The sequence below is a fragment of the Mesorhizobium sp. CNPSo 4688 genome, assembly GCF_057784295.1.
The window spans coordinates 30,039-45,263 of record NZ_JBWLUY010000027.1; the positions used below are offsets into that span (position 1 = coordinate 30,039).

Genomic DNA, 15,225 nt, shown 5'->3' on the forward strand with positions numbered 1-15,225 from the left:
TCACATCATGGTGGCGGACATGTCGCCGTCATAAGCAGCCCTGACCAGCCGTCGCATCGCGGCGAGGTCGAAGGGACGGGGATTGTTCTTGATCAACCGGCCTATGCCGAGCGCCTGCTCGGCCGTCCAATCGATCTTGTCCTCGGCAAGGCCAAGTTCGGCCAGGGTCGGTGGGATGCCGATGGCGCCAAACAGCCGGCTCACCTCCCGGATGGTGGCGTGCGCCCATGCATCGGCACCGTCGCCGCTCTTAGGGGGAAGGCCGAGGGCAGCGCCGACTTCGGCAATCTCTGCGGCCGCGGCGGCCAGGTTGTAGGTCATCACATAGGGCAGCATGGTGGCGACGCCCAGACCATGCGCAGTATGGGTAAGCGCGCCGACAGGATATTGCACCGCATGGGCGGCTGCCGTTCCCGCCGTGCCGAAGGCGCAACCGGCGGCCAGCGCTCCCATCATGACATCGGCGCGCGCATCCTCGTCCGATCCGTCGCGATATGCCTTTTCGAGACTGCGGCCAAGCAGCCTGATGGCCAGAAGTGCGAAATGATCGGTCAGAGCGCTCTTGCCGACGAAGACATGCTGCTGCGGCAAATGAGGATCAGCGCCGCGTTTGGCGGCGGTGAAAGCCTCGATTGCGTGCGTCAGCGCGTCGGCGCCGGCGATCGCCGTCAGTGAGGGTGGACATGACGCCGTCAGGTCCGGGTCGCAAAGCGCCACAGCGGCGATGAGGTGGGGACTCGAGATACCTACTTTCAGCGTCCGATCCGGATCGGAGATCACGGCGACGGGTGTCACCTCTGAGCCGGTCCCGGCCGTGGTCGGCACGGCGATCACGGGAAGGGTAGGACCTGGTACCTTGAACTCGCCATAGTAATCCTCGAGCCTGCCGCCATGGCTGAGCAGAAGTGCTGCGCACTTGGCCATGTCGAGGCAACTGCCGCCGCCGATTCCGATCACCATGTCCGGCTCGAAATCCTTCGCTTCCGCAATGCAGGCGGCGACGCTGTCGCGGGGCACATCCGGCAGCGTTCGGTCGTAGACCAGCGTGTCTATCGCCGCGTTGTGCAAGCCAGCAAGAATTTCGGCGAACTGCGATGTCGCGGCAAAACGCTCGTCGGTACAGACGAACGCGCGCCGCCCATATTTGGCGGCAACGGCAGGCAGCACATGGCGCTGGCCTTTGCCGAACAGGATCTCGCGCGGCAGGCGCGCCGCTGCAAACAAGGTCATGCACAGGATCCTTCGAAGGCGGATGGGGAGCCAAGTGAATTGGCTTCGTTCCGGAGACCGGCCTTGACGCTCCGGGTCATGCTCATGCAGTATCCTCTATAAGATCGTATAGGATATAGGATTGAATTGAGCGGAGCATCATGTTAGTGGGTGCTTCTGTCAAGAGGCAAAACGATGCAGAACACGGACCTGACGGTTGACAATGAAGCCCGCGCGAGCGGCCGCATCCAGCGCGCCAACAGCCTTGCCGGCGACGTCTACGAGGCAATCTTCGCGCAACTCATGTCTTTGAGAATTGCGCCGGGATCGCGCATCACCGTCGACAACCTCGTCAAGGAGTTCAGCGTCTCGCATACTCCCATTCGGGAAGCGCTTGGCCGGTTGGAGGGTGAGGGCCTGGTGTTGAAGACCCACCTGATCGGCTATCGCGCCGCCCCGCAGATCACGCGCCGGCGCTTTGACGAGCTTTACGAACTGCGCCTTCTGCTTGAGCCTGCTGCAGCGGCGAAGGCCACCGCCAGGCTGGACGGCGAGCGCCTTGCCGTGCTGCGGGAGGCGGCTGGCGTCATGGCCCGGCGGGTGGGGAAAGATGAACGCCTACGTTATTCGAACTTCGCCCGTCAGGATGCGATCTTCCACGACAAGATCGTCGAGTTCGCCCAGAACGAGCTCATTCGCGAGACGCTGAATCACCAGCATACCCACTTCCATATCTTCCGCCTGATGTATCACTCCAGGGTGACCGAAGAGGCGCTCGACGAGCACGAGGCCATTCTCGCCGCCTTCTCCGCGGGCGATCCGGACGCTGCCGAAAGCGCCATGCGTACGCACATCGAGAACTCGCGGGACCGGCTCCTGCCTGCGTTCGAGTAGCAGTTGTGATGTCGGCTCTCCGGCAGACCTTCAAGCTCGGCGCACCGCTGACCACCCAGGCTAACGCCAAGGAATGTTCCCCCGCCGCCCCGTTCTGATCGATTCGATACCCAACTGGCGAGGGGCGACGTGCACCTCGCCTTGAAACAAGCCGAGAGGAAGAGCCATGCCAAGCAAGAAGATCCTGATGTTGACCGGCGAATTCACCGAGGAATATGAAATCTTCGTCTATCAGCAGGCGATGGAAGCGGTGGGGCACACCGTTCATGTCGTGTGCCCCGACAAAAGCGCCGGAGACACGATCAAGACGTCGCTGCACGATTTCGAAGGCGACCAGACCTACACCGAAAAGCCCGGTCACAACGCGCTGATCAACAAGACCTTTGCCGACGCCGAGAAGCAGCTGAGCCAGTATGACGCTGTCTATTGCGCCGGTGGCCGTGGCCCTGAATACATCCGCACCGACAAGCGCGTGCAGGCGATGGTGCGTCATTTTCACGAAGCCAAAAAGCCGATCTTCACGATCTGCCATGGTGTCCAGATTCTGATCGCGGTCGACGGCGTCGTCCGTGGCAAGAAGGTGGCGGCGCTCGCGGCTTGCGAGCCGGAGGTGACGCTTGCTGGCGGCACCTACATCGACCTCTCTCCCACCGATGCTTATGTCGATGGGACGATGGTTTCGGCAAAGGGTTGGACGGCGCTTGCCGCGTTCATCCGCGAATGTTTGAAGGTGCTGGGAACGGAAATCCGCCACGCGTAAACTCTTGGAGCCGACGCATTCCCGAGGGGCGTCGGTTCTCTTCAATGGGAGTGGCGCCTCTAATCCATCATTCATCGAACCCAATCAGCGAACGCATGAGCGTTTCCCTGGCTGAAGCCAGATGCGCGCGGCAGGCCGCCTCGATCCGGGCGGAGTCACGGCTCTCAAGCGCATCGATATAGGCGATGTGTTCATGCAGCGCGGCAAGGTTGCGCTGCTTTTCGTCCTGCTTGTTCCATTGATAGTGGTAGTGAAAAATGAAGGTGATGATGTCGTAGAAATCATCGATGAAGCGGTTCGGTGACGCCTCGTTTATGAGCCTGTGGAAGCGGTTGTCGAGGCCGGAGAAGTCGTGAAAGCGGCTTTCAATCTGCTGCAACAAATCGGCATGCGCCATCTTCAGCGCGGCGAGCTTTGACCAAAGGGGAGAACTGTCTGGCTGCCGCGAAAACAGTTGCGCGGAACGCAGTTCAAACATCACCCGAATCTCGAACAGCTCGAGTGCGAAATCTTCCGTAAAGCCCTTGAAAAGCCAGCCTGTATTAGGTCTTTTCTCGATCAGCCCAAAGCGGCTGAAGCGTATCAGGAACTCGCGAATTCCGTTGGTCGCCACACCGAACTGTCGTGCGAGCTCCAGCTCGTTGATACTTGTTCCGGGCCTGGTGTCACCCCGCAGCATCCACTCCATGAATTGTTGTTCGACATGCTTGGCGCGTGGCGTTGTTTCGGCGTCGGGATAGCAGTCATTCTCATCGACCCCTCGTCCCACTGTCCTGATGCCGTTGTGTACAGTGACAAGTTCGCGGCGAACAAGTTCTTGCAGAACCTTTCGGACGGTGGTGCGACTGACGCCAATGAGCCGCCTCAGCTCATTTTCGGAGGGAAGCCCCCCGACCAGTTGTCCATCGCGCAGCATAGTTGCAGTTCGATTGAAGGCCTTCTTGTAGACGGTGTCGGTTCGCATCGCACCTTCCTCCAAACAATACCTTGTCCTTTTTAGCATGAACTTTATCCATAAAAAACAACTTGACCCAATCAAGTCAGTTGTTTTTTATCGATAAGAAGAGGACCTAAGCACGATTTGAGTTTTTGACGACGCGGCTCGCACGAGCTTCGGCGGGGAGGGGAATTTTGCCTGAAACGGGAAACACCGGCACCACTGCCGGCGAGGCCGCGTTGCCAGCTTCCAGGAAGCAGGAAGCTGTTCCCGGCCTTGCGCTTGGCCTGGCCCTGGTGAGCGCCGGTCCGGTCGTCATCCTGGTGCTGCTGATCGTCGTTCTCAGCTTTCTGTCACCCTATTTCCTCACAGGGCGCAACCTCAGCAACATCCTCGCCCAGACCGCCGTCATCTCGGTTGTGGCGATGGGCCAGCATCTGGTCATTCTGACACGCGGGATCGACCTCTCAGTCGGCTCGAACGTCGCACTGGCCTCCGTCGTCGGCGCGCTCAGCTTTCATGCTGGCGCTCCCGCCATCGTGGTGATTGCGGTGATGGTTGGCTGCGGCGCGGCGGTCGGCGCCATCAACGGGCTCTTCTACGTCTTCGGCCGACTGCCACACCCTTTCATCATCACGCTGGCGACATTGAGCATCGCCAAGGGATTGGCGCTGCAATTGGCCGATGGGCGCGCCATCCCTGGGATGCCGGAGGCCATTGATGCGCTTGGCCGCGAGGCGGTGTGGGGTCTGCCGGGGTCGGTTTTTGTGGTTGCGGGCGTTGCCGCGGTTCTTTTCGTCGTGGCCAAGACGATGGTCTGGGGGCGCTGGATCTATGCCGTCGGCGGTCGGCCCGATGCTGCCGTGCGCATGGGCATTCCCGTGTCATGGGTCCTGGTTTCGGTCTATGTGATCTCAGGGCTGTGCGCCGGCATCGGTGCAGTTATCCTTGCCGGCCGCACCGACGCCGGTTCGCCCTTGTTCGGCAATCTGCTGGAGCTGGATACGATCGCGGCGGTGATCATCGGCGGCGCCAGTTTTCTCGGCGGCCGCGGCCATCTCGGCCACGCCTTGATCGGCGCAATCATGATCGGCGTCATCCGCAACGCGCTCAACCTGCTCAACGTCAACGTCTTCTTCCAGCTCATCGTCATCGGCGTGGTCATCGTCATAGCGGTCGAGTCCGACGTGCTGCGCAACTATCTCGAAGGGCGCATGCGTGTCATGCAGGCCGGGAGGCAGCCATGAGCGCCGTTGCGACCAGCATCGATCATGCAGCCGCAACGGATGATCCTGTGCTGGCGGTGCGCGGCGCGACCAAGCGTTTCGGCTCGGTTGTGGCGCTGGACGATGTCAGCATCGAGGTCCGACGCGGCGAGATCCTCGGGCTTCTCGGCGACAATGGCGCGGGCAAATCGACACTGACCAAATGCATCAGTGGGGTGCACCAACTCGATGCCGGCGCGATCCTTCTGGACGGTGCGCCAACCCAGATACGCTCCCCTGCGGATGCGCGCTTTGCAGGCATCGAGACCGTCTACCAGGATCTGGCGCTGTTCGACAATCTGACGCCGGGACAGAACTTCTTTGCCGGTCGCGAACTAGCCTGGCCGCAATGGCTTCCACGCGGCCTGCGATTTCTTCAACAGCGCAAAATGGACGCCGAGACCCGCGTTTTATTGACAAACCTCAAGGTTACGCTGCCGCGGCTGGACGCCGTCGTCGCCATGATGTCGGGTGGACAAAGGCAAGCCATTGCGGTGGCCCGGTCGACCGTATTTGCCCGCAAGGTCGTGATCCTGGATGAGCCGACCGCAGCACTTGGCCTGCGTGAATCACGGCAGGTGCTCAACCTGGTCGCTGCGCTGCGCGATCAGGGCAACGCCGTCATCCTGATCACCCACAATATGGAACATGTCGTCGAGCTTGCCGATCGCGCCGTGGTGCTTCGCCAGGGCCGCAAGGTTGGTGAACTCATGCCGACCAAGGACAACAAACAGGAGCTGGTTTCCATGATCGTTGGAGCCTGATCCGTTCGAGATTTGGGGACCGTTCCGGTCCGCAAATGCCTGAAGCGACTTCCACCGGAAGACGCCTCAATTCCAAGGGAGGAATGGAATGCCAATGAACCAAAAACTGTTCGCTGGGCTGGCGATCGCTATTGCGTTTGCGATGCCGGCTTCGGCCGCCGACAAGATCAAGGTCGGCCTGATTACGAAATTCCCGGTGCCGTTCTACTCGACCATGGAGGATGCCGCCAAGAAGTACGCGGCCGCTCATCCCGAGATCGAGCTGGTCACCGGTCAAGGCCAGGCGGCCACCGACATCGAGGGTCAGATCGCGCTGATCGAATCCATGATCACGCAAGGCGTCAAGGGTCTGGCGATCACTCCGGTCGATCCGACCGTAGCGCCGGCGCTCGACAAGGCGGTCGCTGCCGGCATCAAGGTGGTTCTCGTCGACAACAGCATACCTGACTGGAAAGGCCAGACGGCACTGGTTTCGACCAACAATCTCAATGGCGGCAAGATCGCCGGAGAGTACCTGAAGACCGTGCTCAAGAGCGGCGACAAGATCGGCATCCTGCAAGGGGTGCCCGGGGTGCCGGCGCTGGACGACCGGGTCACCGGCATGATGGAGGGTCTCGGCGACGTCAAGGTCGAGGTCGTCGGCAAAGGTGCAACCAATTGCACGCTCGAACTTGGCACGTCGGTGACCGAAGACATCCTGACCGCCAATCCCGATCTCAAGGCGATCTACGCCGCCTGCGGCCCGCCAATCCCGGGTGCTGTCAAATCGATCAGCAATGCGGGCATTGCCAACGACAAGATCATACTGGTCGGGTTCGACGCCTGCTGTGGTGAGATCGAAGCGATCAAGTCGGGCGCGGAAGACGCCAGCGTTGCACAATTTCCGGCAAAAATGGGCGAGCTTGGCATCGACACCGTCGTCAAGGCGATCCGGGGGGAAGCCGTCGAGGCCAATGTGGATACCGGCGCCGGCCTCGTGACGCTGCAGAACGTCAAAGACTTCGAGTGATCCAGCAATGGTCCGGCGGATTGCTCCGCCGGACCACTTCCTTTTGTCGACACTTGGATGAAGAGCGCCGCTAGCGAAGGGATGAAATTACGGTCATGGACCCTGCCATCAAGATCGTCCGATGCGTCGAACCCGGCAGACTGGTGTTCGAGGAGCGGCCTGCGCCAGGCAGTCCGCCGGAAGGCTGGGCGCTGGTCAACGTAGCCCATGTCGGCATCTGTGGAACCGACTACCACATCTTCCAGGGCAAGCATCCCTACCTCGCTTATCCACGCGTCATGGGCCATGAGGTTTCGGGAACGATCGTGGCAATCAACGCGCCAGGGGACATCGTCGTCGGAGATCAAGTTCTCATCAATCCCTATCTTGCCTGCGGGAAATGCGCGGCCTGCCGCCAGGGCAAGCCGAACTGCTGCGTGGCAATCGAGGTGCTTGGCGTGCATCGTGACGGGGCCATGAGCGAGCAGCTTCTCGTGCCGGCACAGAACTTGATTCCAGCGACCGGCCTGTCATTGGTCGAGGCGGCCACGGTCGAGTTTCTGGCCATCGGTGCGCACGCGGTGCGCAGATCGATGGCTGGGCCAGGCAATCGCAACCTGGTCATCGGCGCCGGGCCGATCGGACTCGGCACCGCTCTTTTTGCCCGCATCGCGCAACAAAGCGTGACCATTATGGACGTCGACGCCGGGCGGTTGGCCTTTGCCGCGCAATTGGGTTTCCTGGTGATCGACGGATCGAAGGGATCGATCAATGAGACGATAGCGGAGCGAACCGTCAAAGCAGGCTTCGATGTCGTCTTCGACGCCACGGGTAACAGCCGTTCGATGCAGTCGGCCTTTACCTATGTCGCCCATGGCGGCGTCATGGTGATGGTCAGCGTCGTGCCGGACGACATAACCTTCTCCGATCCAGAGTTCCACAAGCGGGAAATGATGCTGATCGGTAGCCGCAATGCGACGCACAGTGATTTCCAGCACGTCATTGCCTCGATCCGCGCTGGCAAAATACCAATTGACCAACTCGTCACCCACCGCACGACCCTGCGCAACAGCCCCCGCGACATCGCGATCTGGGCGCGGCAGAAGTCCGGTCTGATCAAGGCCGTCATCGATGTGGCAGGATCCGCGTGAATTCGGCAAACACGATGGTCACATTTCGCAGCAGGCGGATCACACTTGGGCTGGCGGCCGAATGCGCAGCACCTCACCCTTACGAAGCTAATTGAGAACGAAGACGATCGATGGTGAAGGAAGTCGTCACGCCCATTTTCGGTCGAGCATGAAATCGGCGTGAAGAGCATACGGCGTTATGCTGTGTTAACAATCGAGTGGGAGTAGGGCAAAGACCTGCAAAATTCGACGAAACGGCTATTTTAGCGTGGAAAAGCATGAGGTTATCTGCGTTCTTGTTGACTATCTGCGCCACATCGTAAATTGGGCGTCGGATCAGCGCTCTGACGGTATCGGCCTGCAGCTTGGCGGTTTCGATGTAGTCATAGGGCGGCCAGTGGCTTCCGCACCAAACCTAGAATTCTTCGGATCCTCGTTCGTGGCAGACATGCGTTTGGCGTGCTGGCACTATGCGAGCCTCAACCCGAGGCGAGTTCGGCAAGTTCGTCGGCCGCTTCACTGATACCGTAGGCTGCCGCGCGCTCGAGCCACAGGCGACCGGCTACCGGGTCGCGCTCCCCAGCGATACCCCTTGAGAAATAACGCCCCAGCATGAGTTGGGCTTGGCCATGCCCACGTCCAGCAGCGGCTGCGTACCATTTCTGCGCTGCCGTTTGGCTGACCGGCACGCCCTGGCCAGCACCATACAGCGCGCCAAGTGCAAACATCGCTCCGGCGTGACCGTCGAGAGCGGCGCGCTCGAACAGCTGCACCGCAACCTTTGGCTCACGTGTGCCCCCGCGCCCGTTGAGCAGCATCTCGGCAAGCGCCACCTGCGCGTCGAGCATGCCGGCATTGGCTGCCCGAGCAAACCAGAGGCGGGCCTGCGATGGGTCGGGCGCCACGCCGCGTCCATCTTGCAAGAGGCGGGCGTACATATATTGCGCCTCGGCGACACCTTCAGCCGCGCGCCTTAGCCATTGCGCCGCTTGCCCCTCGTCCTGGCGGACGCCGACTCCGTTGGCGAAGCAGAGCCCAAGATTGAAAGCCGCTAGCAGGTCCCCCGATGATGCGGCCGCTTCGAACCATCCGGCAACGCTTGCATGATCATCGGGCTCGCCGGCTCCTTCGAGAACAAGATTGGCGAGATCGACCTGTGCTTCCTGATTGCCGCCATTTGCAGCGGCGCGCAGCCAGCGTGCCCCCTCTTCAAGATCCTGAGCCACGCCGTTCCCCGTCAAATAGAGCGAGGCCAACGCGCGGGCGGCGGCCTGATGGCCCGCTTCGGCCGCCCGCCGGTACCAGTTTGCGGATTCTGCAAAATCCGGCCGCTGCGTCTTCACATAGCGCTCGCCGAGGAGATAGGCGGCCTCGATATTGCCTGCCAACGCAGCACGCCGCATCCACGCCTCTCCAGCAGCAATATCCTGGTCGACAAATGCACCATCAATCATTGCTAATCCCAACCGGAACTGGGCGGAGGGAAGGCCTTTCTCCGCAGCAGCCTGATACAGTCGAACGGCTGCAGCCATGTCGCGTGCGACGCCCAGCCCGTGCTCGGTAAGGACCGCGAGAAGGTAGATTGCGGTCGGCAGACCGGCGTCGGCGGCGCGTCTTACCTCTTTTGCGACCCTGACCCTGTTTTCACGTTTGCCGCTGCGGGCCAGCGACAGGGCAAAGCCGAGACAGCCCTCGGCGCAGCCGGCGGAAGCCGACTTCTCGTACCATCGGTGCGCTGCATCTGCATCGCGCATCGGTTTGGGGCCGCTGGTGAGTATATAGCCGAGGATCGCCTGTCCCACGGCCGAACCCGCCTCGGCCGCCCTGGTGGCAAAGTCGAACGCGGCCGTGAAGTCTGGTTTGCCCGAGGTATCTGGTTCAAACAATTGATTGGATTCGGCGCCGTTGCCGTCAGCTTCCTTAGCCACCAGCCCCGTCAAATAGAGAGCGGCGAGGAGCGCTTGCGCATCGGCGCTCCCGTGATTGGCTGCCCGCATCAGCCATCGCGCGCCTTCCATACGGCTCGGCGGCACGCCCGAACCTTCGAGATAGCAACGCGCGACCCGGTACTCGGCGTCGACGATCCCCGCCCGCGCCGCGCTCGCCATCAGCGGAAAGGCCTCTGCGGGCTTGCCGCTGTCAGCGAGCTGGATCGCCCGGCGCAACGCTGCCGCCGGGGAGGCCAGAACAGTAAGCCGATCCAGGATTGTCATCGATCCGAGTCTCCGATACCCCCGTGCGCTACGGCTCCCGCATTGCCTCCTGGCCGATCGGAAGCATCACACCGAGAATGTATTTGAGCACTGTGCGACGGCCGACCTTTACGTCGGCGGTCACCGGCATGCCGGGGCTCACGGTGAAACCGGCAGGCACGCCGTGGAGGGCGACCTGGTCGATGGAAATGCGCGTGCGATAGAACGGCTCGGCGTCGGGCGGCAGCATAGCCAGGGAGCTGTTCGGATCGCGTGCTTGCTCCTGCGCAGAGAAGGAATCGGGGCTAAGCGCCCGCACGGTGCCATGAGCAAGGCCGTATTGCGAATAAGGGAAGGTGTCGAACTTGATAACCACTGGGTCGCCGACATGCACAAAGCCGCTGCTCCGTCCGACGATGTTTGTCTCGATCTCAAGCGGCGCGTTGGCCGGCACCAGCGTAATCAATCGCTCGCCGGACTGCAGGACCGAACCGACCGAGACCTTGGCCACCGACTGAACGATGGCGTCTGCTTCGCTCTTCAGCTCGACCAATTGCTTACGCAGCTTTGCCTTGTTGAGAAGTTCGCGCGCGTCGGACATGCGCGAACTGGCCTCGGACAGGCTCTGTGAAACATCCGCTCGCCAACCCTGAATATAGCCGTCGCGCTCGGCGGCCACCGCTGCCTGCTGGAGCTTTGCGGCTTGCGCGGTCTGCTCGGCATTGCCGAGCGCCCGGGACATTTCAGCGCGATTGTCCTCGGCAAGCAGCGTATTGAGGCGGCTGCCTACCTGCCTTGCTTCGAGTTGCTTGCGCATCTGTTCAATCGAGCCGGCGACCGCGAGCCGCTGGCGGTAGCCATCTGCATCCGATAGCGAACGCGAGATTACGGAACTGAGTTCGTCGCGCTGGCGGTCGAAATTCTCAACCTTGGCATCATAGACTGCCTTGCGGCGCTCAAAAATCGATGCCTGCAGGGTCCAGCTTGGGTCGAGACCGTCATAATCGAAGGCCCGGCCATCCGCTTCCGCCTTCAACCGCGCGACTTCAGCTTCAAGCGTCGAAACCTGCATGGCGAGCGTCGCCAGATCGGCAGAAGCAAAGGTCGCATCGAGGCGAGCAAGCACTTGACCGGCCTGCACGTGCTGTCCTTCACGCACGTCGATCGAGCGCACGATCGCCGTCTCCAGCGGCTGCACGACCATGTTGGGCGATTTTGACACCACGAGCCCTCTGGCCGTTACAACCTGATCGACCGGTATCAGTCCGGCCACAGCGATCAGCGCGATGACCAGGCTCGCGATGATCCAGACGATGCCGCGCGCCGCCCGCGGGATAGGAGCATTGGCGACAGCCGTCGACGGCCACTGGAACTCGAGCATGGCCGGCGTTGTCGGATCCCTCGTTTCCATCCGATGCCGCCGAGCCGGGAGGGCGATGAGAGAGGTGCTACTCATGGGTTACCGGACCTGAAGCGGCGTATGAATTGTGGCATCGTCAAACCAACCGCGGTGGGATGGCGACCGGGCGGCCATGACGGCCGTCGAGGTGCCGGTTTTGCTGCGACCACAGCTGGCGATAAAGCGCGCATCGCTCGAGCAGTGTCGCATGCGGCGCGACGTCAAGGACCTTACCCTGATCCATAACCAGGATGTTGTCGCATTCTGTCAGTGAGGACAGCCGGTGCGAAACGATGATCATCGTGCGCCCGCTGGCGATGCGCATGAGATTGGCGCTTACCACTGCCTCGCTCTCCGGGTCGAGCGCGCTGGTCGCTTCGTCGAGGATGAGAATGGTCGGATCGTGGATGAGAGCGCGTGCGATCGCCAGCCGCTGCTTTTGACCACCTGACAAATTGGGCGAACCTTCCTCGATATAGGTGTCATAGCCATTGGGCATACGCTCGATGAATTCCTGGGCGCCGGCAAGGTGTGCGGCACGCATGGCATCGGAAAGCGTCAGGCCTGGCCGCCCGGCGATGATGTTATCGCGGATTGACCCGCGAAAGAGAAAGTTGTCCTGCAGGACCACGCCGAGCCCTTGGCGGAGATGGCGTAGGTTGATCTCCTTGAGGTCTACGCCATCGAGCTTGAGGAAACCGCTGTAGTCGCGGTTGATTCCCTGCAGGAGGCGCGCGATCGTTGATTTTCCCGACCCGCTGCGCCCCACAATGCCAAACATGCTGCCGGCGGGAATGTGGAAGCTGACCCGGTCAAGCGCCGGTGTCTTCGTAGCGATGTAGCTGAAGGTCAGGTCGCTGAAAGTGACCTCGCCCACGAGCCTGGGTCTCAGGCCGGTAGAATTCGAACTGCTCTCCAGCGGCCGGTTGAGAACCGAGGCCGCCTCGCCGATAGCTGCACCGACCTCCTCGTAGTCTTCAACCAGTCGTGCCAGGCCGACCAGCGGCTGCGCTACGCGCTGGGAGATCATCATGAAGGCGAACAGGCTGCCAACCAGGTAGCCCGAACGGTCGTTCAACGCGAGATAGGCGCCGACCAGCATGGTGCCGAGCACCATGACGCGTTCGATCGGCGTGACCAACGTCTGCGGCCAGCTTGCGAGCTGCCCGAAGGCGAGGCGAGCCTTTCCGGCTTCCGCCACCCGCTCGTCCCAGAGCGCCTTGCGCTGCGGCTCGAGGCCGAGCGCCTTCACTGTCTTGATGCCGACGACAGTCTCGCCAAGCGCTGCCGACTTCCAGGTCTCGGCTTCGACCACTCGCTGGTATCTGCGGCGCAGCGGTTTGAGAAAGGCAAGGATGATCAGCATGATCACGGCCGCGCAAGCCATTACGACCCAGGCGAGCGTGGTGTTGATGTAGAACATGACCGGTACCAGCACGCACAGTGTGATTAGATCCAGGAACGTGCTGAGGAGTTTTCCGGTCAGGAACTCTCGAATACGATAGACCTGGGCCAGATGATACATCGTCTCGCCGGCCGGATGCCGCTCGAAATAATCGAGCGGCAGGCGCAAGAGCCGGCTAAAGACGTGCAACTGCAGCTTGGTGTCCAGGCGGGCGCCGACGACGTTGATGATCAGTCGCCGCGCATGGCCGAGAAGTGTCTCATAGGCGAACACCACGGCGATCACCGCAGACAAGAGCAGCAAAGTCGAGATGCTGTTGAACTGCAGCACCTTGTTGACCAACGTCATCACGATGAGTGGCGGCAGGATGGTCAGGATGCTCAGCGTGAACGAGGCAATGGCTATGTCGCGCAGGGGCTGGCTTTCTAGCCGCACCAGTTGGGTGAGCCAGTGAAGGGTGAAAGGCGCATCCGCCGCCACGTGCGACCGTGTCGCGCGCAGCAGCACCGCCTCGCCCGTCCACACCCGCGACAACCGAAGCTCATCGATGGCGGTGGCCTCACCGTCGTCTGGCGCGTCGGCACTTTTGAGGAAGACGACATTGCGCTCCGCACTCGCTCCGGTCAGGAGGGCCGCGCCGCCATCGCTGAACAAGAGCACGACTGGTCCGGTGTCCTGGAAGCGCAAGAGGTGCGACCACCGGATGCGCAGGGCACGCGCCCACATGCCGGCGTTCTGCGCCCATTCGGAGAGATCGGTAGCGGCCGGAACCGAATTCGCTGTCCTGAATTCGTTGGGGTCTAGTTCGATGCCATGATAACGGGCGGCCTGCAGTACTGCCTTGAGGCGTGGCGCGATCTGGTTGCGCTCGGCGGGACCGCCGGGAGGCCGCTGAGCAGCGTTGTGCACGCCGGCCTGGCGCGCTGCATCGTCGATTTCGGAGCTTGCACGGATCGAGACCGGCTGGTTTTCGGCGTTTACGGGCACGTTTACCATGGACTTCTCATCCGGTACGCAGGGCGAGGATTCGAAAACGCCCGGGCCGAGGCGTTTCCGCCGAGGTTTCCGGTAACGCAGCACTGTACTCCGAACCGATCCGCCGCGCGACTCTCATGCCGATCCGTGTCTGGAGGTAGTGAACGTGAGAATTCCGCTCTCCCGCGAAGTCCGCGCGTACGTTTCATCGATGGTCTCTGGTCATGGTGGCTGACCATGGTTGGTAAGCCAAGCGCTGCGGGATGATGCTTTTTAGAATAATCAGCGCGCGGGCCCCGCTTTCCAGCGAAGCCCGCGCGCCTGTTCTCAATCTGGACCAGTCCCTGTCCAGCTCCATTGCCTACTCACTCATGCGGCTTCAAGAGATCCTTCAGGGACGTCTTGACCGTGTGGTCGTTGCTGGCGTAGCCGGCGCCAGGCTTGGTCTGATCCGAGGTGAGATCCGTGCTCGCCCCGGACGGCTTGTTCTGGTTGTTGCCGAATCCGCTGATCGTCTTGAGGACATTCAGCAGGTCCGTCGTCACCGAAGTCGCCGCCAGGCTGATCAGGTGGCCGAACGAGGTATTGCCGCCGGAACCGCCGTTGCCGTCAGTCGAGCCGGACTGCAGGAATTGCGTAGAGTCCTTCAGCCCGAGCGAGTCGGATGTGACCTTGGCGTGGTTGTGACCAGGGCCGTTTTCGGCATTGTTATTGTTCCCGGAATTACCAGGTGCATCCTGATCTCCATTGCCAAAGCCGTTATTGCCATGGTGGTGATCACCAGTCTCACCGCCCGGGCCGGTCGCTCCGGTCGCACCTGTAGCACCAGCCGAGCCCGTGGCGCCGGTGGCACCTGTCGAACCAGTAGCGCCGGTCGAACCTGTCGCTCCGGTAGAGCCTGTCGCTCCGGTATCGCCCGTGGCTCCGGTCGCTCCGGTATCGCCCGTGGCTCCGGTCGCTCCGGTATCGCCCGTCGCTCCGGTATCGCCCGTCGCTCCGGTCGCTCCGGTATCGCCCGTGGCTCCGGTCGCTCCGGTATCGCCCGTCGCTCCGGTCGCTCCGGTATCGCCTGTCGCACCAGTCGCGCCGGTATCGCCGGTCGCACCCGTGGCTCCGGTATCGCCAGTAGCGCCCGTTGCTCCGGTATCACCAGTCGCACCCGTCGCACCGGTATCACCAGTTGCTCCGGTGGCCCCGGTATCACCCGTGGCTCCAGTTGCCCCGGTATCGCCAGTCGCACCTGTGGCACCGGTATCACCCGTGGCTCCAGTTGCCCCGGTGTCGCCAGTTGCACCAGTCGCGCCGGT

11 protein-coding genes and 1 pseudogene are annotated in these 15,225 nt (G+C 61.8%); 6 read left to right on the plus strand and 6 right to left on the minus strand.

Annotated features, from left to right (window positions below; genetic code table 11):
- Positions 1-1,230 (minus strand): iron-containing alcohol dehydrogenase, encoded by a 1,230-nt coding sequence (locus AC04SH_RS31285; RefSeq protein WP_488577751.1) that lies wholly within the window; start codon positions 1,228-1,230, stop codon positions 1-3.
- A 174-nt stretch (positions 1,231-1,404) separates the two neighbouring features.
- On the opposite strand from AC04SH_RS31285, the gene AC04SH_RS31290 reads away from it, so the two are divergent.
- The gene (locus AC04SH_RS31290) at positions 1,405-2,103 is read left to right on the plus strand and encodes a GntR family transcriptional regulator (RefSeq protein ID WP_488577752.1); all 699 of its coding nucleotides are present in this window, start codon (positions 1,405-1,407) and stop codon (positions 2,101-2,103) included.
- A 166-nt stretch (positions 2,104-2,269) separates the two neighbouring features.
- Positions 2,270-2,863 (plus strand): DJ-1/PfpI family protein, encoded by a 594-nt coding sequence (locus tag AC04SH_RS31295; RefSeq protein WP_112562535.1) that lies wholly within the window; start codon positions 2,270-2,272, stop codon positions 2,861-2,863.
- 67 nt (positions 2,864-2,930) lie between these two features.
- On the opposite strand, the gene AC04SH_RS31300 is transcribed toward AC04SH_RS31295, so the two are convergent.
- On the minus strand, positions 2,931-3,827 hold the full coding sequence (locus AC04SH_RS31300; RefSeq protein WP_488577753.1) for a GntR family transcriptional regulator: 897 nt from the start codon (positions 3,825-3,827) through the stop codon (positions 2,931-2,933).
- Positions 3,828-4,096: 269 nt separating this feature from the next.
- On the opposite strand from AC04SH_RS31300, the gene AC04SH_RS31305 reads away from it, so the two are divergent.
- From AC04SH_RS31305 to AC04SH_RS31320, 4 genes are all read left to right on the plus strand, one after another.
- Positions 4,097-5,047: an ABC transporter permease gene (locus tag AC04SH_RS31305; protein ID WP_488577760.1), complete on the plus strand. Its 951-nt coding sequence runs from the start codon at positions 4,097-4,099 to the stop codon at positions 5,045-5,047.
- On the plus strand, positions 5,044-5,829 hold the full coding sequence (locus AC04SH_RS31310; RefSeq protein WP_488577754.1) for an ATP-binding cassette domain-containing protein: 786 nt from the start codon (positions 5,044-5,046) through the stop codon (positions 5,827-5,829). The genes AC04SH_RS31305 and AC04SH_RS31310 overlap by 4 nt, the downstream gene beginning before the upstream one ends.
- A gap of 94 nt (positions 5,830-5,923) precedes the next feature.
- Complete coding sequence (locus tag AC04SH_RS31315) at positions 5,924-6,838, plus strand: sugar ABC transporter substrate-binding protein (RefSeq protein ID WP_488577755.1); 915 nt, start codon at positions 5,924-5,926, stop codon at positions 6,836-6,838.
- Positions 6,839-6,945: 107 nt separating this feature from the next.
- Positions 6,946-7,968, plus strand: coding sequence for a zinc-binding alcohol dehydrogenase family protein (locus AC04SH_RS31320; protein ID WP_488577761.1), 1,023 nt, complete (start codon positions 6,946-6,948; stop codon positions 7,966-7,968).
- Between the two features lie 458 nt (positions 7,969-8,426).
- Here the strand turns inward: AC04SH_RS31320 and AC04SH_RS31325 are convergent, their stop codons facing one another.
- From AC04SH_RS31325 to AC04SH_RS31340, 4 genes and pseudogenes are all read right to left on the minus strand, one after another.
- Positions 8,427-10,160 (minus strand): tetratricopeptide repeat protein, encoded by a 1,734-nt coding sequence (locus AC04SH_RS31325; protein ID WP_488577756.1) that lies wholly within the window; start codon positions 10,158-10,160, stop codon positions 8,427-8,429.
- Positions 10,161-10,188: 28 nt separating this feature from the next.
- Positions 10,189-11,550, minus strand: coding sequence for an HlyD family type I secretion periplasmic adaptor subunit (locus AC04SH_RS31330; protein ID WP_488577757.1), 1,362 nt, complete (start codon positions 11,548-11,550; stop codon positions 10,189-10,191).
- 85 nt (positions 11,551-11,635) lie between these two features.
- Complete coding sequence (locus AC04SH_RS31335) at positions 11,636-13,939, minus strand: peptidase domain-containing ABC transporter (RefSeq protein ID WP_488577758.1); 2,304 nt, start codon at positions 13,937-13,939, stop codon at positions 11,636-11,638.
- Between the two features lie 344 nt (positions 13,940-14,283).
- Positions 14,284-15,225, minus strand: a pseudogene (locus AC04SH_RS31340) (hypothetical protein); the annotation flags it as partial.